This is a genomic window from Nocardia sp. NPDC058519, from assembly GCF_042719755.1.
GTDB lineage: Bacteria > Actinomycetota > Actinomycetes > Mycobacteriales > Mycobacteriaceae > Nocardia.
On the sequence record NZ_JBHXNK010000006.1, the window covers coordinates 1 to 21,382 of the forward strand.

The 21,382-nt window shown below is 68.0% G+C and carries 13 protein-coding genes; 8 read left to right on the forward strand and 5 right to left on the reverse strand.

Annotation, left to right across the window (positions count from 1 at the left end):
- Positions 1-562: 562 nt before the first annotated feature.
- Positions 563-3,913 carry a DUF4185 domain-containing protein gene (locus ACFWPK_RS09025; protein ID WP_378914059.1) on the forward strand — a complete coding sequence of 1,117 codons (3,351 nt, stop codon included), beginning with the start codon at positions 563-565 and terminating at the stop codon, positions 3,911-3,913.
- 28 nt (positions 3,914-3,941) lie between these two features.
- Here the strand turns inward: ACFWPK_RS09025 and ACFWPK_RS09030 are convergent, their stop codons facing one another.
- The 3 genes from ACFWPK_RS09030 to ACFWPK_RS09040 all read right to left on the reverse strand — a co-directional run bounded on the left by ACFWPK_RS09030 (position 3,942) and on the right by ACFWPK_RS09040 (position 7,181).
- Positions 3,942-5,003 carry a peptidoglycan-binding protein gene (locus ACFWPK_RS09030; protein ID WP_378914060.1) on the reverse strand — a complete coding sequence of 354 codons (1,062 nt, stop codon included), beginning with the start codon at positions 5,001-5,003 and terminating at the stop codon, positions 3,942-3,944.
- 250 nt (positions 5,004-5,253) lie between these two features.
- Positions 5,254-5,697 carry an NUDIX hydrolase gene (locus ACFWPK_RS09035; protein WP_378914061.1) on the reverse strand — a complete coding sequence of 148 codons (444 nt, stop codon included), beginning with the start codon at positions 5,695-5,697 and terminating at the stop codon, positions 5,254-5,256.
- 143 nt (positions 5,698-5,840) lie between these two features.
- Positions 5,841-7,181 carry a lipase family protein gene (locus ACFWPK_RS09040; RefSeq protein WP_378914062.1) on the reverse strand — a complete coding sequence of 447 codons (1,341 nt, stop codon included), beginning with the start codon at positions 7,179-7,181 and terminating at the stop codon, positions 5,841-5,843.
- Between the two features lie 207 nt (positions 7,182-7,388).
- Between ACFWPK_RS09040 and ACFWPK_RS09045 the strand changes: the two genes are divergently transcribed.
- Genes ACFWPK_RS09045 through ACFWPK_RS09055 form a run of 3 tightly spaced genes read left to right on the forward strand, consistent with a single transcriptional unit; the run spans position 7,389 to position 9,939 of the window.
- The gene (locus tag ACFWPK_RS09045; RefSeq protein WP_378914063.1) at positions 7,389-8,339 is read left to right on the forward strand and encodes an ATP-binding cassette domain-containing protein; all 951 of its coding nucleotides are present in this window, start codon (positions 7,389-7,391) and stop codon (positions 8,337-8,339) included.
- Entirely contained in the window at positions 8,336-9,151 is an 816-nt protein-coding gene (locus ACFWPK_RS09050) for an ABC transporter permease (protein WP_378914064.1), read from the forward strand. Before ACFWPK_RS09045 ends, ACFWPK_RS09050 begins: the two co-directional genes overlap by 4 nt.
- Positions 9,148-9,939, forward strand: coding sequence for an ABC transporter permease (locus ACFWPK_RS09055; RefSeq protein ID WP_378914065.1), 792 nt, complete (start codon positions 9,148-9,150; stop codon positions 9,937-9,939). Before ACFWPK_RS09050 ends, ACFWPK_RS09055 begins: the two co-directional genes overlap by 4 nt.
- Before the next feature lie 24 nt (positions 9,940-9,963).
- Here ACFWPK_RS09055 and ACFWPK_RS09060 read toward each other — a convergent pair whose 3' ends face one another.
- The gene (locus tag ACFWPK_RS09060) at positions 9,964-11,175 is read right to left on the reverse strand and encodes an oxygenase MpaB family protein (RefSeq protein WP_378914066.1); all 1,212 of its coding nucleotides are present in this window, start codon (positions 11,173-11,175) and stop codon (positions 9,964-9,966) included.
- 75 nt (positions 11,176-11,250) lie between these two features.
- Here ACFWPK_RS09060 and ACFWPK_RS09065 point away from each other — a divergent pair, with 75 nt between their 5' ends.
- Positions 11,251-11,874, forward strand: a complete 624-nt coding sequence (locus ACFWPK_RS09065; RefSeq protein ID WP_378914067.1) for a TetR/AcrR family transcriptional regulator — start codon at positions 11,251-11,253, stop codon at positions 11,872-11,874.
- A gap of 11 nt (positions 11,875-11,885) precedes the next feature.
- Here ACFWPK_RS09065 and ACFWPK_RS09070 read toward each other — a convergent pair whose 3' ends face one another.
- Positions 11,886-12,290, reverse strand: coding sequence for a MarR family winged helix-turn-helix transcriptional regulator (locus tag ACFWPK_RS09070; protein ID WP_378914068.1), 405 nt, complete (start codon positions 12,288-12,290; stop codon positions 11,886-11,888).
- 77 nt (positions 12,291-12,367) lie between these two features.
- On the opposite strand from ACFWPK_RS09070, the gene ACFWPK_RS09075 reads away from it, so the two are divergent.
- The 3 genes from ACFWPK_RS09075 (at position 12,368) to ACFWPK_RS09085 (ending at position 21,215) form a co-directional block, all read left to right on the forward strand.
- On the forward strand, positions 12,368-14,188 hold the full coding sequence (locus ACFWPK_RS09075) for an ABC transporter ATP-binding protein (protein WP_378914069.1): 1,821 nt from the start codon (positions 12,368-12,370) through the stop codon (positions 14,186-14,188).
- 96 nt (positions 14,189-14,284) lie between these two features.
- Positions 14,285-15,226, forward strand: coding sequence for a methionyl-tRNA formyltransferase (locus ACFWPK_RS09080; protein WP_378914070.1), 942 nt, complete (start codon positions 14,285-14,287; stop codon positions 15,224-15,226).
- Positions 15,227-15,302: 76 nt separating this feature from the next.
- Positions 15,303-21,215 (forward strand): amino acid adenylation domain-containing protein, encoded by a 5,913-nt coding sequence (locus ACFWPK_RS09085; RefSeq protein WP_378914071.1) that lies wholly within the window; start codon positions 15,303-15,305, stop codon positions 21,213-21,215.
- Positions 21,216-21,382 lie beyond the last annotated feature (167 nt).

A 21,382-nucleotide genomic window follows, 5' to 3' on the forward strand; every position in this document is an offset into this window, starting at 1 on the left:
CCGATCACCGACAGTCGCCGCCACGGCGAACATGATGCCCCACCCGAGGACCTATCGGACGAGAACCGGAAACTCGATTGGGAGACATGACCTAGCGCGTGCGGGTCTCGGAAGCCTATCTGAGGCAAGTGATCGGACCTGTCAGATCGCCCGGTTCTGCCCCCGTGACCTCAGTTCTGGCGGATCAGGCGAACATGAAGAAGTTCGATGACGCCAAGGCCCGACGAGCGCGAATTGGACAAGCTGGCGCAGGGCGAGAAGGCACTCACGATCTCTGTCCACGCCTCGATCGCTACAGGTGCCCGGGGTCACTTGGCTGAAGTTTCACATCAAGATCAAGGACGTCGGCGGCGGAATCATCTACAAGTTCGTCGAGAGGTGAAGGTGGCGGAAACGGCCGTTCGGGGTCTGCTCGGCGGTACGCGTTCGGTGGTTCAGCGAACGATCGGACCGTCGAGGAATTCGAGTAGTCGACTACGCGCGTGATCATCGCCCCCGGTTACGACAATCAGGGTCTCGACCAGTGGCGAGCCCGTTGTACCGGTGAAGCGAGGAGGCTTCCATGACCACCAGGCCAGTGCACAGCACATTCCGCGTTTCGTCGGGCTTTCGCACGCCGCAGCGGCCGGATCATAACGGTATCGATATCGCCGCACCGGCCGGCACGCCGATCTTCGCACCGGTGGACGGTGTGGTCGTCGAGGGGGCGGAACGTCCGCCGGGGGCGGTGTCGGGGTTCGGGAACTGGGTGTGGCTGGACGCGCAGGACGGCCGCGGGGTGGATCTGATCTTCGGGCACATGCGTCACGCGAGCATCCTGGTGAAGGGGGGCGATCGGGTCCGGGAGGGCGAACAGATCGCGAGTGTGGGGTCGGAGGGCCAATCCACCGGTCCTCATTTGCATTTCGAGGTGTGGGGCCCGCCCGGGCGCATCGGCGGTGACCCGAGGAATCCGCAGGATTTCCTGCAGGGTGCGGTCGACCCCGGCACGCAACCCGACACCGGTACGAACGGGTCCGACCCGGAGGCCTTCCCGCTGCCGCGCGGGTTCTTCTACGGACCGCTGGAGGGCCCCGCTTCGTCGATCTCCGGGCGTCACGGCAGCGAACGGCCCGAGTGGATCGCGGGCTTGAAGCGCTGGCAGCAGGCCCGTGGCCTGCCACAGACCGGTGTTTACGACCAGGCAACCGCCGACGCGGCACGTACGGTTCAGTTCGCGAACGGTTTCACCCCCGATGGGCTGATCGGCCCGGCGACATGGCGCGCGGGATTCACCAGCGCCCCGACCGGGGAGCTGCCATCGAGGATGCAGCTGGTCGATCACGCCGCGGCGCGCCCCGGCGCGCAGGCAGTGAAGGCCGACGGATACCACGGGGCTGTTCGCTACCTGGTGGACTCCCCCGAACGCGGCCTGATCAACAAGAAACTGACTCCTGAGGAAGCTGCGGGGTATCTCGACCTGAAGATGCCCCTTGTCAGCAATTGGCAGAAGGGAAAGAACGCCACCGCCGATTGGCGCCGCGGGTTCGACGGCGGTGTCGCCGACGCCAACGCCGCCGATGCGTGGCACCGGCACTGCGGCGGCCCGGCCGGGGCGCCGATCTTCTTCTCCATCGACGACGATCTGTCGCTGTCTGAGTGGAACACCATGGCCACCCACTATCTGCGCGGCGCCGCGTCGGTGCTGGGCAAGGAGCGCGTCGGCGCGTATTGCAAGTATCTGGCATGTGATTGGGCAGTCCAGGACGACGTCGTCGGCACGTGCCGCGACGGCAGCGGAAAGCGGTTCCTGTGGCAACCCAACACCTGGCTGGGTGGTAGGCCGCTCGGCACGATCTCCGAGCACGCCTGCCTGTTCCAGCGGCTCATTCACCCGCGCGACAACGTCAAGGTCGCTGGGATCAACGTCGACGTCAACGACACCCTCACCGACGACTTCGGGCAATGGCAGTACGCCGCCCAGCCGGTTATCCCGGAACCGATCGTGGTTCCCGACCCGATTTCGGTGCGCGAGCCCGAGGGCTACGACATCGCCTGGCACGCCGGGCCGGGGTCCCGCTCTGGGCATGGCGCGTACAAGCGGATCTACCTGCACACCACGGAGAATCAGGACTGGATCAGCCGCGCCGAAAACGTCGCCGACGGTCAAGCGGCCAGACGGGACGGGTCCTATCACTACATAGTCGACGACAACCGCATCATCCAGACAGTCTCCACGAAGAACGCCTCCTGGAGCGTTCCGGTACGCGGCGTCAACGACGAGAACCAGGTTTCGGTGCATATCGCCCTCGTCGGGACTTCCGGCGCGATTCCACGGTGGACGACCAGTCCGAATCCCAATAGCGAATCGAACCCGAAGAAGCGCTCCGGGTGGCTCGAGCACGACAAGATGCTCGACATGGTGGCCTTCACGATCGCCAAAATTTCCAAGGAACACCACATTCCGATCGAGCGGGTCGACATCGCCGGTGTCGGAAACGACAGGCACGGCGTCTCCAGCCACAACAACTACACCTACGGTTCGGTGAAACTGCGGGGCTTCAAGGACGGCACTCACTGGGACGTCCCCGACACCTTTCCCTACGATGTCGTCCTCGCCGCGGCGAAGCAGTACGCGGCCATCCCCGAGGACCCCGATCGTTTCCCACTTCCGAACGGGCACTACTGGGGTCCTTTGTCGGGGCCGCAGGAGTCGTGGTCGAACAGGTTCGGCAACGAGCCGCAAGCGTCGAAGGACGGTTTGCGACGCTGGCAGGCTGCCCTCGGAGTCGCACAGACCAGTGTGTACGACGACGCCACCCGCGACGCTGCCACCGCCATGCAGAAGGCCAAGGGCTGGCCGGTCACCGGCCATGTCTACGCCGGCGAGTGGTATGGCGTCATCAAGGACGGCTGGCGGTTGCCCGCCCCCGCTGCCGTCCCCACCGGCGCACGCAAGATCACCAATGCGACCGGGCCGGGCCACACCGACCAGTTCGGTATGGCCGCAACCGATCTCGGGGTGATGACCCGTACGCCCTCGGGCCGGATCCTCGCCGTCTTCGGCGACACCTTCCGCAACCCGATGGTCGGCGGCGACGACTGGCGTTCTCCGGTCGCGTTGTACTCGGACACAACGAATTTGGACAGCGGGATCGTGTGGCACGAAGCCGCGGGATCGGATCCGAACTATGCCCGGCAACTGTGGCCCTACGACCATGTGGGAGGGACGACGGCGCTGCCCTCCGATGTCATCACCATCGGCCAGGACATCTACCTGCACGTGATGATCAACGAGGGCCTCGGCAACGTGGTGCGCACCGAGATCTGGACGTCGAGCGACAACGGAAAGTCCTGGCGGCCCACCGGTGCCCAGTTCGACGCGGGCCTGCACAACGGGTTCGCGCAACTGTGGACCTGGGAACGCGACGACGACGGGTGGGTGTATGTCTTCTCCACCGGATTCCAGCGCGACAAGGGGATCATCCTGCGCCGCGTCCGCGAGGACCGGATCACCGACCCTGGGGCCTACATCGGCTGGGGTTGGCGCGACGGCAGCTGGAACTGGGGAAACCCACCGACACCGGTACTCGAAACCCAGCCCTCCGCGGAGAAGTTCGGCGAGATGTGCCTGCGCAAGATCCAGAACAAATGGGTTCTGGTCAACTTCGACGCCTCCACCACCGGTGGCTACGACATCGACCTGCGCCTGCTCGACACTCCCACCGACAACCTCTACCTGGTGCCGAAGACGACACCCATTCGCGGGTCGGCATGGGGAGACGAGGGCAATGACCGGGTCGCGCAACTCTACGGCCCGTGCATCATCCCGGGATCCACGCTCGACGCCGGACTACATCTGCTGGTGTCGCAATGGAAGACCACCGACGGATGGCCTTACCGCGCAATGCATTTCAAGGTTCCCGTCCGATAGCTAGCGGGGTCGGCAGGTCCGGCCCCGGCTAATCGGGCGATGTGATGTCGCGAAGGACTTGCTTGGCGCGCTCGACTCCGGTGTGGCCGTCGAAGTCCGGCCAATCGTGATAGTGGACATGCGGATTGCGGATCAGGAACTCGGAGACGACCTGCATGGTTCGGACGGCCTTGACGAAGTCGACGCCACCGAGTCCCGTCAGCGCTGTCGGCACGGTCATTCGGCCGACATTGCCGAGCGGGCCACCGAGACCGCCACCGAGGATGTTCGATTGCAGGAACTGCAACACCGCAACCGCGAACGGCACCGACAGCTCCGCGTGGACGAGCAGGTCGTAGAACTGCTCCAGCAGTGTGTCGTCGGTCGTCGTCGAGTACATGTCACCGTCGAGCACGAAATCGAAGGTGCGGTCGCGGAATTCCTGGGGCGTGTAGTCGCCCGAGATTCCGGCACCCGGTGGGTTGTTGCCCAGCAGAGTGCGTCCCGGCGGACGGCACGGCGACCCGAAGGTGATCACGCACCGCAGATCGTCCGCGCGGTGCGCGAGCGGCCCGCCGTCGGTCATGAGCATCATCAGCCGCACAACGACTTCCGCACCCTGGCTGTATCCCGCGAGGATGAATGGGCCGGGATTGAGCAGGATCAGCCTGATCCCCTCCCCGACGCCGAGCGCCACCGACTCCCGGTAACTGGTGTGTGGGTCAGGGTTGAGAAATCCGCTGGCGGGGTAGGCGACCGGTTGATTGCGGACCCGACGCTCACCTTCGAGCGCCGAGCCGACGTCGAACGGTGGTCCCTGACTCCAGTGGCCCCAAGTGCCTGCGAAGCTGTAGTACAACGGCCGGGTCCCGGCTGGTGGAATCGGGTCGAAGTTCAGTCCGAGCCTGCGCAACGTCGCTGTGTCGGCCGTGCCGGGTTCGGCGACATCGAGCCCGGCACGGCGCTGAAACTCCGCGACGACCGCGGTCGTGGCTGGGCCGTACTCCCCGTCCACGACCAATCTGGAGTAGAGCGGGTAGTCACGGTTCAGCGTCGCCTGGAGTACCCCGACAAGGTCTCCACGATCTCCGGGCCTGAGGATCACAGTCATCGGAATCCCCAGACCCTCGGAGGCAACGCCCCTTCGTCGTCGGCTTTCGGATACTTCTCGAGGAATGCCACGATCCTGTCCCCCAGTGGTCCAGTCACGAAATTTTGCCATCGCTCGATCGCCCGTGAGCTGGGCGGAGATCGCGAGCCGGCCTCTTGGCCATCATCCACCCAGGCTCGACCGAAAGATAGAGGTCGAGACCGATTTTTGATCGTTCCTGCGGTGGCCCAGCCGCACCGGCGTTGGTCGGTCAGGGTGCAGGGAGGTCCTTGTAGGTCTCGAGGATGCTCCGGATCGAGGGAGTGACGAACAGTTCCCGGTCCAACGATGCCCACAGGTACCCGGCGTGGGCAGAAAGGCGGATGGGGCCGGTGGCTTTCACGTCGACGGCAAAATGTAGACGCCGCACCGGCTTTCCCGCCGGGGACAGGTAGTCGAAGTCACCGACATGGTGCCGGATCCCGGTGACGGTCAGGCCGGTTTCCTCGCGGACTCCCCGCGTCAGTGCCGCGGCAACGGACTCGCCGGGTCCCACGGTGGCGCCGGGAAGTTTGTGGGTAGGCCGGACGGGGCCGGTGCTGTTCGCTTCCAGGAGCAACACTTCTCCGCCACGATCGACGATCGCACCGACGCGCAACCCGAATCCGTCGCGTTCGCCGCGCGGTAGGACCTCGTCGTACAACGGCATCGACATCGGTGCATTCACCAACCTTCGGTAGGGCAGAGTAGCCGCGTGTTGTCGTAGTCACTCCGTGGTGACTTCCCTGTCAATTGTGCCTGGCGCCAGGCACATCCGGCGATATTCGCTGTCAAAATTCTTCGCGCGAATACGCTGTTTCAGTCGAGGGTGCAACCGGAGATCGGCTTGTCGGCGAGGCGGTCGAGCAGGTAGGTGATCGCGTTGTCCGGACCGAATCCGTCGATCAGTTCGGGTCCGAAGTGGTTGGGGATCGTCGCGCCGGAGAGGATCGGCGGCAGGTTGTTGGTGCGGAAGGTGACGGTGGCACCTCTGGCGCACCAGTCTTCGGCAAGTTGGCGGGCCTGGTTGTAGGGAACGGTGTCATCGTTGAGGCCACTGGTGATCAGCACCGGCGTCGGCGGAGCGATGCTGCCTGCGCGAAGTTCGGCGAGGACGGGCGCCGCTTCTGGCATGTCGCGCAGATGTTCGAGCAGTGGACGGCCGTCGATGGTGAGCGAACTGGTCTCGAGGAAAGGCTGTTTGGTGATGATGTCGCCCACGCACTCACCGCTGAGGGTTTCGAGCATGGCTCGTCCGGCGGGGCTGGTCACCCGGTCGACAGCCGCGTGCAACTCCGGGTAGCGGGCGAGCAGTCCGTTGATGGCGAATCCGATGGCGCCGCCGATGAGGGCGCCGTCAATGCGGGCGAGGATCTTGGCCAGATCGGCGGTGGGCCCGCCTGCCCAGGTGCCTTTGAGGTTGAGTTCGGGCGCGTAGCTGTGGTGCAGCTCCGCGGCACCCGCGGTGGCACCGCCGCCCTGCGAGTAGCCCCAGAAGACGACGGGGGTTTCCGGTCCGACTCCGCCGAGATTGTTGGCGGCGCGGGCGCCGTCGAGGATCGCGTGCCCGCCTTCGATGCGATTGGCGAAGGTATGGACACCAGGAGTGCCGAGACCGATGTAATCGGTGACCAGGACGCGAGCTCCCAGCGCACTCCAGACAGCCGAGGACGGCAGTTCCTGGTTGGCCGACAACGACAGTGAGGGGTCGGCGGTCAGGGTGAGGCCGGTGGAGAAGGCGACCGACATGGCGCACTGGTCGCCTTGGCCCGCGGTCCCGGGCCCGATGACCACGGTGGGGCGCTCCCCCGCGCCCTGCCATGGCCCCTGGGGCTCGATATAGGTGCCGGTGACCGCGGCGGGCGAGCCGTCTTGGTACTGCGTGGTGTACATGACACGCGTGGCATTCACGGGCCAGCCCGCAGCGGTCGGCAGCGTCGCGAGAATGCGCATCGGCTCGGTCTTGACGATCACGCCGGGCACGCTCGAAATCTGAGCGGGCGGGGTATAGAACCCGCTCACCGGAGCGGCAGTCGCCTCCGGAGTGCCGACACCCGCCACCACGCCGACGACGCATACCGCAGCCACCGCCGCGGCCAGCACGCCGATCGAACCGGGCAGCGCGTTCCCCTTCGAGCGCAACCCAAGCTTGCTATGCATTCAGATACTCCCCGTGAATTGATACGGCGCCGCCGCCGCAGTGAGCCGAGTCGCACTCGATGGCGTTGATGATGCCCATCACAGCAGCGCAACTCCCGAACAGTAACACGGTTACTGATCGGTACGAAACTGCCCGGTAGCGTGCGCGTTCACTCGCCGATCTCGCCACCTAGCCATTCCAGGCTGAGTTAGGTTAGGTTTACCTCCATGGTGGAATATGCCGTGGAGGCCGAGGGTCTCGTCAAACGGTTCGGCGGGGTGACCGCGCTGGATGGGCTCGGTTTCGCAGTGGAACGGGGCACGATCGCGGGGGTGCTCGGACCGAACGGGGCGGGAAAGACGACAACGATCGATGTACTGACCACATTGCTGGTTCCCGACGCGGGTCACGCGCGAGTCGCCGGTCACGATGTGGTGGCCGACGCGGGAGCGGTCCGGTCGGTGATCGGACTGACCGGGCAATTCGTCGCCCTGGACGAGAACCTGACCGCGCGCGAGAACCTGGCCCTGTTCGGGCGGCTGCTGAAGCTGGGACGTCGGCGGGCGGCGGAGCGCGCCGAGGAACTCCTGAGCCGCTTCGATCTCACCGATGCCGCCGATCGGCGCAGCGGCACCTTCTCCGGCGGCATGCGGCGACGGCTCGACCTCGCGGCATCCTTGATCGGGCAACCGGAAGTGCTCTTCCTCGACGAACCGACCACCGGTCTCGACCCGCGCAGCCGCGCCGTGCTGTGGGACGTGGTCCGGGACCTGCGCGACGACGGCATGACCATCCTGCTCACCACCCAATACCTGGACGAGGCAGACGAACTGGCCGACCGGATCGTGGTGGTCGACCACGGCCGTGTCATCGCCGACGGCACCGCCGACGAGCTCAAGGATCAGGCCGGGGGTTCGGTCTGCCACATCACCGCGGCCGAAGGCGACCGCCCCCGGATCGCCGCCGCGCTGGCGGATATGACCGGGCTCGCCGAGCTGACCGACGGCGTCGCCGTCGCCGCGTCGGGTGCCGCGACGCTGGTCGATGTCGTGCGCAAGCTCGATGCCGCCGAGATCGCCGTCGACGACATCGCCCTGCGCCGCCCGACCCTCGACGACGTGTTCTTCCGCCTCACCGGGCACCCGAGCGTCCCCGGCGAGACAGAGGACACCCCATGACGACGACCATCTCCGCATCGGAAGCCGTTGCCGCGGCGCCCCGCCCACATCCGTCGATCTGGGCCGACACCGCGATCCTGGCCGGTCGCCACCTGCGGTTGATGAGCAGACGCCCCGCCTCCATCATCGGCGCCGTCGTGCTGCCGCTGATCTTCGCGACGATGTTCTACGTCGTGTTCGGCACCGTGGTCGAGCGCCGGATCGGCAGCGGCTACGGGCAGTACCTGCTGCCCGCGGTGATTCTGCAGGCGATGCTGTTCACGGCCATGTCGGCGGCCATCCTGTCGGTCGAGGACGTGACCGGTGGCATGATCCGCAGGCTCCGCTCCATGGCGGTCTCGCCGGTCGCCCCGGTGCTGGGACTGGTCGGTGCGGAGCTGACCCGTGCGCTGCTGACGATCGCGGTCCTGCTGCCCGCCGGCGCCGTCATGGGCTTCCGCCTCGGTGGCGGTGTGCTCGCATCGATCGGATTCGGACTCATCGCACTGTTTTTCGCCGCGATGGTGTGCACCGGGTTCATCGCGATCGGTTTCGCGGTGGGCAAGGTGGACTCGGTGCAGGTGATCACCAATGTCATCTTCTTCCCGTTCCTGCTCGTGTCGAACGCCTTCACACCGACCGAGGCGTTCCCGGACTGGTTGCAGCCGTTCGTCGCCAACCAGCCGCTCAGCCGCACCACCGACGCGCTGCGTGCGCTGGCCGACGCCGAGGCGGCTCTGGCCAGGCCGGTCACGATCGCCCTGCTGTGGTTGAGCGGCGGGTTCGTCGTGTGTGTCGCGGTCGCGGCCCGTGCCTACCGGAGGTCACTGTGAACGAAACCCGCACCGCGACGGGACCCCGCCCGCACCTGCTCATCGACGGATGGGCACTCACGATCCGCGCCATCCGGGTGACGCTGCGCAATCCCGTCCTGCTGATGATGGCGACGTTCTTCCCCCTCATCCTGCTGGTGCTGATGACGGTGTCGTTCGGCTCGCTGGTCGCCCCCGGCGGCAGCCGGGCCGACTACGTGAACTTCAGCCTGCCGCTGTTCGCCGTGATGGGCATCGCGTTCGCCGGGCTCGGCACTGCCATGACGACCTTCGACGATCTGCAATCGGGATTCGACCGTCGGCTACGGGCGATGCCGATCGCGCGAGCGGCCCCGCTGATCGGGCGCATCGCCGGGGATACGGTGCGCAACCTGATCACCCTGCTGGCGGTGATCGGGGTCGGCTATCTGCTCGGATTCCGCTTCACGGGCGGCGTGCTCGGCGTCATCGGCTTCGTCGTGTTGCCGCTGATCTTCGGCACCGGGGTCGCCTGGATGATGGTGGCGATCGCGGTCTACGCCAAGTCCGGGGAGGCGGTGGGTTCGGCTCTCAACGCGATCCTGCTGGTGGCCTCGTTCCTGTCGACCGGATTCGTGCCACGCCAGGATCTCCCCGCGTGGATCCAGCCCGTCGCCGCCGCCAACCCGGTGTCGTCGGTGGTGGAGGCGATGCGCGGGCTGGCGTCGTCCGGACCGATCGCATCGCCCACCTGGCGCGCGCTGGCGTGGACGGTGGCGCTGACGGCGGTTTTCGCGACGCTCGCCGTTCGCGGATACCGCAGGCGTTGAAGCCCGCACCGCCTTTTGTGGCTCCTAGGCCGCGTGCGTCAGTCGCGCGGCGGCAGCGCCCACGGTCGGTCCGGCGCTGACCAGCACGCGCATGAACCGATCCTGTTCCCGCGCACCACGAGTCGCCGCCCGGTCGAGCCCGCCGGGAAGCAGGCGGGTGGCCGAGCGCACGAGATTGGTCGGGATGCGCAGGGCCGGGTACCACGGCACGATCACCGTCGGCAGCCCGAGCGCGCGCATCGCGCGGCGGCCGAGGAACGTCCCCGTCACCGACAGGTGCTGGGCGTAGGCGAGCCTGCGGCGGACCGCGGGCAGCCGGTCGTAGTTCCACGACAGCGGGTCTCGTGACATCGGCACCGCGAGTAGACGAGTCGACTCGTCGGGGTCGGCCAGCGCGGACAGCGTGTGCACGAGCACGCGCACACCGTCACGGAAGGAATGCGGCAGCCACTGCTCCTCGACCCCGAGCAGCCAGCCGACGTAGCGGACCAGGTGCGCGACAGCGTCGGTTTCGGCGGGGGTGAGCAGCAGACCCATCCCCATACTCCCGATCGAGGGCGCGATGAAGGCGCCGACCAGCGTGGCCGCCATGTCGGTCTGGTTGATGGGCAGGCCCCAGTCATCGGCCTGCCAGTCCGGCAGCGCGGCCACGTGACGGCGGACGAACGCGTGGATGAGCCGCACCCGGATCGTGGACTGGTATCCCAGACCCTGCGGGGACAATCCGTCCTCGGACAGGACATCCATCGCCCACTGCATCGTCTCGGCCCACCGCTGGTTGGAGCCCTTTTCCAGTGCTCCCGTGCGCAGCAAGGTCTTGTTGAAGCCGGAGAACTGGTAGCCGCCGAGCATGGCGACGTCGCGGGCGATGTACATGCCGTCGGATCCGCCGGTGAGCATGACCTTGGCCCCGCGCACGAGCTGTTCGTGGTCGACCCAGACCGGAACGGTCTCCACCGCGGCGAAGAACTCGCGCAGCGGTTCGGGCGCCTCCGGGACCGAGGAGATGCCGTGGGTGACCGCTCGATCGAACAGCGGACGAATCTGCTTCGCGCCCGTGGTGACCATCCAGTCGACCAGCCGATCCATCGCCTCGTCGCCGACGAGCAGACCCTCGCCGAGTTGCTGCCATTGAACCGGGTCGGGGCTGGTGACCCCGAGCATCGCCGCGAAGCCGCCGACGATCGCCGGGGGGCGGTGTGGACGGTCGGGATGACGGGTGGGAACGGTGGCCATCGGCACTCCTCGTTGAGCGACGCAAAATGGATAACGACTGATATCCAAATTAGGTCGGCTGCTACAGTGCTGTCAATGGCGCGTGCAGAGGTGGTCCGGTCGTACCGGGGAATCAGCGCGGCGAATCGACGCGACGAACGCCGCGACAAGCTCCTCGCCGCGAGTCGGCAGATCTGGGGCGAAGCCGGACTGACCGAAGTCACCGTGCGCCGCGTGTGCGCCGCGTCGGGGTTGACGCCGCGCTACTTCTACGAGCACTTCGCCACCAGGGACGCCCTGATCCTCGCGGTCGCCGAGCAGGTGCGCGAGGAGCTGTTCACCATCATGGTCGAGGTGAGCCAGGCCGAGCCGGGTGGGCTCAACCGCAAGCTGCTGCAGGCATTGACGACCTACCTCGACACGATCGCAGCCGACCCGAGCATTCACCGCATCCTCACCAGCGATGCACACAGCGTCGCCGGACTCGAAGAACTACGCACCCGCGCCGTCGGCATCGTCACCGATCTCGTGGTGCAGTACAGCGCGGAATTCCTCGACGCCCCCGCGAACCCGGAGATCCGGCGTCAGGAAGCGCTCTTCGTCGTCGGCGGGGTCAATCAGCTCGTCGAAGCCTGGCTGCGCGACCCCCGCCAATCGACCACCGAAGTGGCCGCGCTCTGCACCGCACTCGCGCTCGCCGTGGTGAACAGATCCGACTGACGCCACTCGCCTCAGGGGACGAGCTTGCCGAGGATGTCCCGCAGTAAGGCGCGCTCGTGGTCGGCGAGTCGTCCGAAGAAGTCGTCGGCGTCCTTCGTCCGAGCCGCGGTCAGGGCGGCCAGCGTCCGTTTGCCCTGCGCGGTCACCGCCACGAGGATCGCGCGGCGGTCTGTCGGGTCCGGCTCCCGCGTGACCAGGTCGGCCTCCTCGAGTGCGTCCACCACTTCGGTGGCCGACCGGGGGCTGATCCGCAACGCGTCGGCGATGGCCGACAGCCGGAGACCGTCGTGCTCGCCGGTCACGCGCAGCGCGCGGGCCTGGTGCGGGGTCAGCCCTATCGGCGCGTACGCCGCCGCCCAGCGCCGACGCAGCGTCCTGGCCACCTGCATCAGCAGGTCGCTCTCGTTGTCGGGCATAAACCCGCCTCTCGCTGTGTTTCCCTTACCAGATAGTGAGGTAACCTCAGCATAATCACAACCCAAGGGGGTTGCATATGGAAGTGAAAGTCTCCGCCGGCGGCGGCCGCACCCGCCGACCCGACCCGGCCGACCGCGCGCAACTGCGCGAGTCCCCTGTGTCCCTGCGCCGGATCGCCGCGCTCTTCGCGCCGTACCGGCTTCAGCTCACCCTGCTGACCGCCCTGATCGTGGCGGGTTCGACGATCAGCCTCGCCTCGCCGTTCCTGCTGCGACTGGTGATCGATGACGCGCTGCCGCACCAGAACGTCTCGCTTCTGCTCTGGGCCGTAGGCGGCATGCTCGCCGTCACCGTGCTCACCGCGGTGCTCGGCGTCGGCCAGACGCTCATCTCCACCACCGTCGGGCAGCAGGTCATGCACGTCCTGCGTGCCGACGTGTTCCGCCATCTGCAACGGCAGTCGCTGGCGTTCTTCACCCGCACCCGCGGCGGTGAGGTCCAGTCCCGCCTGATCAACGATGTCGGCGGCATGCAGTCCGTGGTCACCAGCACCGCGACGTCCATCGCGAGCAACGTCACCACCGTGGTCGGCACGGCCGTCGCGATGGCTGTGCTGTCGTCGCGGTTGTCGCTGTTGTCGCTGGTGCTGCTGCCGCCGGCGATCTGGCTGACCCGGCGCGTAGCTCTGCTGCGCCGCGACATCACCGCCCAGCGCCAACGTCACCTCGCCGACCTGCACGGCCAGGTCGAGGAGGGACTTTCGGTGAGCGGGGTGCAGCTGGGCAAGACCCTCGGCACCGGCCCTCTCGCGTCCGCCCACTTCGAGAAGACCTCGCACGACCTGGTCGGCCTCGAAGTGCGCTCACAGCTCGCGGGCCGCTGGCGGATGGCCACCATGAGCATCCTGTTCGCGGCCATCCCCGCCCTGCTCTACCTCGCCGCCGGTCTTCCGGCGACCAGCAGCGGCATGACGATCGGCACGCTGGTCGCCTTCACCACGCTGCAGGCCGGGCTGTTCAGGCCGCTGATGGCCCTGCTCAACGTGGGTGTCGAAGTGACCAGCTCGATGGCGTTGTTCAGCCGGATCTTCGGCTATCTCGACCTTCCGGTCGAGATCGATGAGCCCATTCAGCCGGTCGACCTCGACCCGCGCGATGTCGTGGGCGAAGTCCGGTTCGAGGATGTCGGCTTCCGCTACGACGCGGCGGGCCCCGACGTGCTCGATGGCGTCTCGCTCGTCGTGCCGCCCGGGTCGACGCTCGCCCTGGTCGGCGAGACCGGTTCCGGCAAGACCACTCTCGCCTCGCTCGTCGCGCGACTGCACGACGCGACCGCCGGGCGGGTGAGCATCGACGGCGTCGACGTCCGAGACCTGGAGCTCGGCACCCTCGCTCGCATCGTCGGTGTGGTGTCACAAGAGTCGTACCTGCTACACACGACCATTCGCGAGAACCTGCGCTACGCCAAGCCCGACGCCACCGACGCGGAGATCGAGCGCGCGGCCCGCGCCGCCCAGATCCACGAGCTGATCGCCTCGCTGCCCCAGGGCTACGACACCGTGGTGGGGTCGCGCGGTCACCGGTTCTCCGGCGGCGAGAAGCAGCGTATTGCCCTGGCCCGCACCCTGTTACGCGACCCGCGCGTGCTGGTGCTCGACGAGGCGACAAGTGCCCTCGACAACGAGACCGAGCGCGCGGTGCAGGCCGCCATCGACGTGGTGGCACAGGGCCGCACGGTCATCACGATCGCGCACCGGCTCAGCACCATCCGCGAAGCCGACCAGATCGCCGTACTCCATCATGGCCGGGTCGTCGAACTCGGCGACCACACAGAGCTGATCGACGACGGCGGACGCTACGCCCGGCTCAACGGCGCCGCCGAGGTCGCGGCAGCCTGACTCGACCGGCCACGTGATCACGTCTCGGCCGGGCATACAGAACGTACCCACGACTATGTAAGGTAAGCCTACACATAGACGAAGGTAGGTAGATCCATGCGCATCGTGTCGTTCGGTTTCCAAACTTGGGGTCGCAAGACCCTGCAGGCTCTGATCGACTCGGAGCATGAGGTGGTCCTCTCGGTCACCCATCCGGCCGCGGAATCCTCCTACAAGGCGATCTGGAACGATTCGGTCGAGGAACTGGCCAGGGAGCACGGGATTCCGGTGCACCTCACCGAACGTGCCGACACCGAGACCATCGACCTCGTCAAGCGTGCCGAACCCGATGTGATCGTGGTCAACAGCTGGTACACCTGGATGCCCGCGGAGCTGTACGACATGCCGCCCCACGGCACCCTGAATCTGCACGATTCGCTGCTGCCGAAGTTCACCGGTTTCTCGCCGGTGCTGTGGGCGCTGATCAGCGGTGCCGAGGAATTCGGCCTCACGGTGCACCGCATGGACGAGCAGCTCGACACCGGCGACATCCTGGTCCAGCAGCGCCTGCCGATCCCGCCCGGCGCCACCGGCACCGAACTCGTCCTCGCCGGCATGGAGTTGATCCCCGGTGCGGTGCACGAGGCTCTCGCGGCCCTAGAGAACGGCACCGCGGTGTGGACGCCGCAGAACAAGGCCGAGCGCACCTACTTCCACAAGCGGTCCGATCGCGACAGCCGGGTCGACTGGTCCCTGGACGCGGCCGATTCGGAGCGGTTCGTGCGGGCACTGTCGGCGCCGTATCCGCGCGCCTACTCCTACTACCGCGGTGAGCGCATCGAGATTCTCGACGCGGTGATCTCGGAGGCGCGCTACGGCGGCACCGCCGGCCGGGTCATCGTTCAGGAAGGTGGCGGCGCGGTCGTGTGTGGCTCCCAGCCGCACCGGGGTGGCAACCACGCGTTGGTGATCACCCGTGTCCGTAGCGCGGCGGGCACCGAACACGACGGTGCCGAGTTCTTCGCTCGCGGTGGATATCTCACCGACGATCCCGCCTGAGTTCCCGGTTCCGCAGCGCCCAGCCGACGGCACGGGCGCTGTTTTCCATCTCTTCTCTCCCAGCTTCTGAGGCACCATGATTTCCCACGGTTCGATCCCTGCTGTCCGCCCGCTCACCGCGGCACAACGCGAGGTGTGGTTCGCTCAGCAATTGCTCGGACCGGTGCCGCTCACCATCGCCCAGTACGTCGACCTGCGCGGACCGCTCGACCTCGCGGCGTATCGCCGCGCGGCTCACCTGGCCGCGCGTGATCTGGGTGCCTACGTGCGCTTCGCCATCGTCGACGGGCAGCCGGGACAGGTGCACGACGACGGCATCGACGACCACATCGCCGTCGTCGACTACAGCGGGGAATCAGACCCGGAAGCCGCCGCCCGAGCCTGGATGCAGGCCGATCAGTGCGCACCGTTCGACCTGGTCACCGATCCACCCATCGTGACCACGGTCGTGCGGCTGAGCGCGGACCATCACCTGCTCTACACCCGTGCCCATCACCTGGCGCTCGACGGCCTCGGTGGCGTCCGCATGCAGCACCTGCTGAGCGACCACTACACGGCTCTGCTGACAGGGGGCGAAACACCTTCGGCCGCAGTCGATTCGACGGCTGTGCTCACCGCCGCGGAGGAGAGCTACCTGGGCTCGCGGCGGTATGGAACCGACCGCGAGTACTGGCGCGAGCAGCTTGCCGTGCTGCCTGCCCCGGCGACCCTCGCGACGCGGCCCGGTGCTCCCGATCCGCTCCCGATCCACGCCCGCGCCGAGCTGCCGGAATCGCTGGTCGAGCGCCTGCGCACGCGTGCCGATTTCCCCGGCAACGCGCCCGTGCTGATCGCGGCGTTCGCCGCGTACCTCAGCAGGCTGACCGACACCGACGCGGTCAGCCTGAGTCTGCCGGTCACCGCGCGCACCGTCGCCGCGCTGCGCGAATGCGGCGGCATGACATCGAATATCGTGCCGCTGCACTGCTCGGGCGCCACCGTCGGCGCCGCCATCGCCCGCGCGCGTGCCGAGCTGAGCGGGGCACTGCGCCACCAGCGCTATCGCGGTGCCGAGATGGTCCGCGACAGTGGGCGCCGAGCCGAGTCGCTGGGATTCGGGCCCGCAGTCAACATCATGAACTTTCACACCGAACTGATACTCGGCCCGGCACGCGGCACCATCGAACTGCTGTCCACCGGGCCGGTCGAGGATCTTGCGCTCAACGTGTATCCGGTGACCGATTCCGGGTTGCGGGTCGAGTTCGAGGCCAACCGCCATCGCTACTCCGAGGCCGAGGTCACCGCGCATCTGGATCGGTTCGTCGGCTTCCTGACGGCGCTCGCCGACGCTGACGACGATGTGCCGATCGACCGGTTGCCGATCCTCACCGCCGCCGAGGCGAACCTGCTCGTCCCCTGGCGCGGACCGACGGCGGGGACACCGGCCACGCTGAGTGAGCTGATCGCCGCTGCCGTCGCGGCCGACCCGGACGGCATCGCCGTCGTTTACGGCGAGAAGCGCTGGACCTACCGCGAATTCGATGCGTGGACCGACCGCCTCGCCGGTGCGCTGCAGGCTGCGGGCGCCGGCCCCGAGACCTTGGTCGCGATGGTCATGGAACGTTCCGCCGCCTCGGTCGGGGCGATCTGGGCGATCACCAAGACCGGGGCGGGTTTCGTGCCGATCGACGTGGGCTACCCGGCCGAGCGCATCGCGCACATCCTCGGCGACTGCGGTGCCACCCTCGGCGTCACCGGCGTCGAGCACCCGGCGGATCTGCCCGGCTCGGTCCACTGGACGATCGTCGACCCCGATGCGACACCGGAGGCCGAGCCGCGACAGCCCGTCCCCGCCCGGCCCGAGCACCCGGCCTATCTCATCTACACCTCCGGTTCCACCGGCGTCCCCAAGGGCGTGCTGGTGACCCACGGTGGACTCGCGAACCTGGCGGCCGAGCGCCGCGACCGGTACGCGTTGCGCCCCGGCGCCCGCACCCTGCACCACGCCTCCCCCGGTTTCGACATGGCGGTCGGCGAGATCCTGTGCGGACTGGCCGGAGCGGCGACGCTGGTGGTGGCCCCGCGCTATGTGATGGCCGGGCCCGATCTGGCCGAGCTCATGCGGCGCGAGCGGGTGACCAACGCCATCATCACCCCGGCGGTGCTGGCCACCCTCGACCCCGAGACACTCCCCGAACTACGAGTGCTCGGCGTCGGCGGGGAGGCGATCCGCCCCGATCTGGTATCGGCCTGGTCGCGAACCCGGTTGATGCGCAACGGATACGGCCCCACCGAAGCCACCGATATCGCGACCATCGCGGAGCTGACCCCGGACCGGTCGGTGACGATCGGCGCGCCCCTGCGTGGATTCCACGCACTGGTACTGGACGCCCGATTACGCCCGGTCCCGCCCGGCGTCATCGGCGAGCTCTACCTCGGCGGCCCGGCCCTGGCCCGCGGCTACCACGGACGACACGCGTTGACCGCGGAAAGATTCGTCGCCGACCCGTTCGGCCCGCCCGGCGGGCGGGTGTACCGCACCGGTGACCTGGTGACCCTCACCGCCGACGCCGAGCCCGAACTGATCTACCACGGCCGCAGCGACTTCCAGATCAAGGTGCGCGGTCACCGCATCGAGCCGGGCGAGATCGAGACCACGCTCACCGGCCTCCCCGGCGTCGTCCGGGCCGCCGTCACCGCCCATCAGGACGCCAGGGGCACCCATCTGGTGGCCTACCTGGTCCCGGACGGTCCACTCGATGTGGAGCTGGTGCGACTCCAGGTCGCCGAACAGCTGCCCCCGTATCTGCGGCCCAGCGCCTACCTCGTACTCGACACCTTGCCGCTGACCCCCAACGGCAAGCTCGACACCCGTCGCCTGCCCGCGCCGGTGTTCGGTCACCACGGTTCCCGGCCCGTCTCCACGGACTCGGAGCGAAAGGTGGCGGCGGCCTTCACCGAGGTTCTGGCGATCGAGGTGCCCGGTGCCGAGAGCGACTTCTTCGAACTCGGCGGGACCTCACTCACCGCGACCGCGCTCGCGGCGCGCCTCGGTATCGGTGTCCGCACCGTCTTCGACGCACCGACCGTCGCGGCACTGGCACTGCGACTCGATGATCCCGAGAACCCGGCCGCGGACGCACCGGTGCCGGAAGCCCGGCCCGAACACCTGGCGCCTGCCCCGGCACAGCTGCGGATGTGGCTGCTCAATCAGCTGTACCGGGATTCGTCGGCATACCACCTGCCGATCGCGTTGCGCCTGACCGGATCTCTCGATGTGGCGGCACTCGATGCCGCGGTGCGCGACGTGGTGGAACGGCACGAGGTGCTGCGCACGGTGTATCCCGCCAGCAGCACCGGGCCACAGGTCCGCATCCTGACCGTCGACGCGGCCCTTGGCGGTGCACCGCTAACCGCGCGCGCACTCGACCGGGCCGAGCTGGACGCCGAACTCGCGGTGGCAGTCGCTGCACCTTTCGACGTCACCACCGACGCGCCGATCCGGCTGGCGCTGTGGAATCTCGGTCCCGACGACCATGTGCTCGCGCTGGTCGCCCATCACATCGCCGCCGACGGCTGGTCGCACGGTCCGCTCGTGGCCGACCTGTCCGCGGCGTACACCGCGCGGGCGGACCGTCGGCAACCGACGTGGGAGCCGCTGCCGCTGCAGTATGCCGATTACACGCTGTGGCAGCACCGACGGCTCGGTGATCGCCACGATCCGAGCTCCCGCGCCGCTCATCAGCTCGCCCACTGGGTGCATGCGCTGAACGGCGCGCCCGACCAGCTGCCGCTACCGACCGATCGAGTCCGCACTCCTGGCTCCGGCAGGCCGGGCGGCACCGGCGCGGTGGTCGAGTTCGAGATCGGCGCCGACGTCGGGGCGGCGCTGGCCGAGCTGGCCCGCCGACACAACGCGACTCCCTTCATGGCCGGTTACGCGGCGTTCACCGTGCTGCTCGGCGACCTGGCCGGGATCGCGGACGTGACGGTCGGGACCCCCGTCGCGGGCCGCGGACACCCCGCCCTCGACCGCTTGGTCGGCATGTTCGTGAACACCCTGCCCCTGCGCCTGACCCTCGATCCGCAGGAACACTTCACCACCCTGCTGACGCGCGCCAGGGAGGTGTCGCTCGCCGCGCTCGACAACGCCGACGTCCCCTTCGATCACATCGTCGAAGCGGTGAATCCGCCCCGCGACACCACCAGGCACCCGCTGTTCGAGGCCGTGTTCTCCTACGAGAACCTGCCCGCGTCACCCTCGCTCGACCTCGGCGGCCTGACTGCTACCCCTGTCGATATCCCCTGGGAAACAACGCATTTCGACCTCGCCCTGACGCTGCGCGAGCAGTCGGGCACCGGTGGATCGACAGGCAGCCTGCGCTACGCCACCGACCTCTACGACGCGGCAACGGTGGCCGGGTTCGCGGCGCGGTTCCTCGACATCCTGACGACGATCGCCGCGCATCCCGAGGCGACTGTCGCACAGCTGTCCGACACGGCCGGACCCGGTCTGCCCGAGCGTCCGGCGCGGGAAAGCGCCACCGGCGCGCCTGCCTGTGACGGCGAGCCGGCGACTGTGCGCGAGCTCGCGGTGGCCCAGGTGTTCGCCGATGTGCTGGAACGGGATTCGGTCGCGGTCGACGAGAGTTTCTTCGATCTCGGCGGCACCTCGCTGCTGGTCTTCACACTCCGGTCGGAGCTGCGGACCCGGCTCGGTATCGATGCCGACCCACGCATGCTGTTCGAAGCGCCGACGCCGCGCGCGGTGACCGCGGCGGTGACGGCCGAGGCGGGCGCGGCGGCGGCCGGCCACTGGACCGACATGCTGATCGCCGACGCGAGCCTGGATCCCACGATCACCGTGCCGCAGGCGTTCCCGGCACCCCCGACCTCGGCGGACGAGGTACTCCTCACCGGCGCCACCGGATTCGTCGGCATCCACTTGCTGCGCGAGCTGCTCGACCGCACCGCATCGCGCGTCTGGTGCCTGGTCCGCGCCGAGGACGCCGACGATGTGCGCCGCCGCCTCGAAACGACGCTCCAGCGATACGGACTCGGCACCGAGGGGCTCGCCGAACGGGTCGTGCCGGTACCGGGAGACCTCGCCGCGCCGCGCTTCGGGCTCTCCCCCGATACCTGGGCCGAACTGGCCACGCGGATCGAGGTGATCTACCACAACGGCGCCCGCGTGAATCATCTGGAATCCTATGCCTCCCTGCGTCCGGCCAATATCGCCGGAACCGTCGAGATCCTGCGGCTGGCGGTCGACACCAAGGTGAAGGCGCTGCATTTCGTGTCCACTGTGTCGGCGGCGGTCGGTGTCGGGCACACCGGAATCGTCACCGAGCGCACGGCGATCACCGCCGATCAGGTGCCGCGCAACGGGTATCTGGCCACCAAATGGGTGGCCGAGCAGCTGGTTCTCGCGGCAGCCGAACGCGGGTTGCCGGTCGCCGTGCACCGTCCCGGCCTGGTCGCCGGATCGATCAGCAGCGGCGCGAACAGCGCCGACGACGCGTTCTGGACGCTCATCCGTTCGGCCGCCCATCTCGGAGTCGCGCCCGACATCGAATCCGCCGACGTCACCTTGGCCCCGGTGGACTACGTGGCCCGCGCACTGGTCGAACTCGCCACCGGGCGGCAACCGAACACCGAGATCTACCATCTGGTCAACAGCGCGCCCACCAATGTCGGCGACATCCTGAACACCCTGCGCCGCAGCGGTTTTCCCGTCGAAACGGTATCGGTGGCCGACGCCGCCGAGCGACTCGCCGGGCAGATCGCCCAGCACGCCGACCTCATGCGCGCAGCACTCGTCGCCGACAATTACCTCAACGGCGGCGGCGACGCCCTGATCGTCGACGACACCGGCACCCGAGCGGTACTGGATCAATCCGGTGTGCGTTGTCCGGCGATCGATGCCGCTGTCCTACAACGCTATATCGACGGTTTCATCACCGCGGGTCTGCTACCGACACCGGTAGCCGACCGGTCCGAGGTCCGCTAGTTGAGGCGGCCCTTTCGCTCGCGCCCGCGGTGCGCCCTCAGCCCCGGCTCCACTTGCGTCGCCGTAGGCATCCCGAGGGCACTGGTTCCAGATCACCTGATAGCGCGGCCGCGATCGGGTCGAGTGCGGTCTCGCTCGAGTCCTGTGCCTCCCTGGTCCGGCGGCCT

What these genes read in the sequence shown, in the direction of transcription:
- ACFWPK_RS09025 (WP_378914059.1), top strand. Translation starts at nt 563, where the DNA reads ATGACCACCAGGCCAGTGCACAGCACATTCCGCGTTTCGTCGGGCTTT.
- ACFWPK_RS09030 (WP_378914060.1), bottom strand. Translation starts at nt 5,003, where the DNA reads ATGACTGTGATCCTCAGGCCCGGAGATCGTGGAGACCTTGTCGGGGTA.
- ACFWPK_RS09035 (WP_378914061.1), bottom strand. Translation starts at nt 5,697, where the DNA reads ATGTCGATGCCGTTGTACGACGAGGTCCTACCGCGCGGCGAACGCGAC.
- ACFWPK_RS09040 (WP_378914062.1), bottom strand. Translation starts at nt 7,181, where the DNA reads ATGCATAGCAAGCTTGGGTTGCGCTCGAAGGGGAACGCGCTGCCCGGT.
- ACFWPK_RS09045 (WP_378914063.1), top strand. Translation starts at nt 7,389, where the DNA reads ATGGTGGAATATGCCGTGGAGGCCGAGGGTCTCGTCAAACGGTTCGGC.
- ACFWPK_RS09050 (WP_378914064.1), top strand. Translation starts at nt 8,336, where the DNA reads ATGACGACGACCATCTCCGCATCGGAAGCCGTTGCCGCGGCGCCCCGC.
- ACFWPK_RS09060 (WP_378914066.1), bottom strand. Translation starts at nt 11,175, where the DNA reads ATGGCCACCGTTCCCACCCGTCATCCCGACCGTCCACACCGCCCCCCG.
- ACFWPK_RS09065 (WP_378914067.1), top strand. Translation starts at nt 11,251, where the DNA reads ATGGCGCGTGCAGAGGTGGTCCGGTCGTACCGGGGAATCAGCGCGGCG.
- ACFWPK_RS09070 (WP_378914068.1), bottom strand. Translation starts at nt 12,290, where the DNA reads ATGCCCGACAACGAGAGCGACCTGCTGATGCAGGTGGCCAGGACGCTG.
- ACFWPK_RS09075 (WP_378914069.1), top strand. Translation starts at nt 12,368, where the DNA reads ATGGAAGTGAAAGTCTCCGCCGGCGGCGGCCGCACCCGCCGACCCGAC.
- ACFWPK_RS09080 (WP_378914070.1), top strand. Translation starts at nt 14,285, where the DNA reads ATGCGCATCGTGTCGTTCGGTTTCCAAACTTGGGGTCGCAAGACCCTG.
- ACFWPK_RS09085 (WP_378914071.1), top strand. Translation starts at nt 15,303, where the DNA reads ATGATTTCCCACGGTTCGATCCCTGCTGTCCGCCCGCTCACCGCGGCA.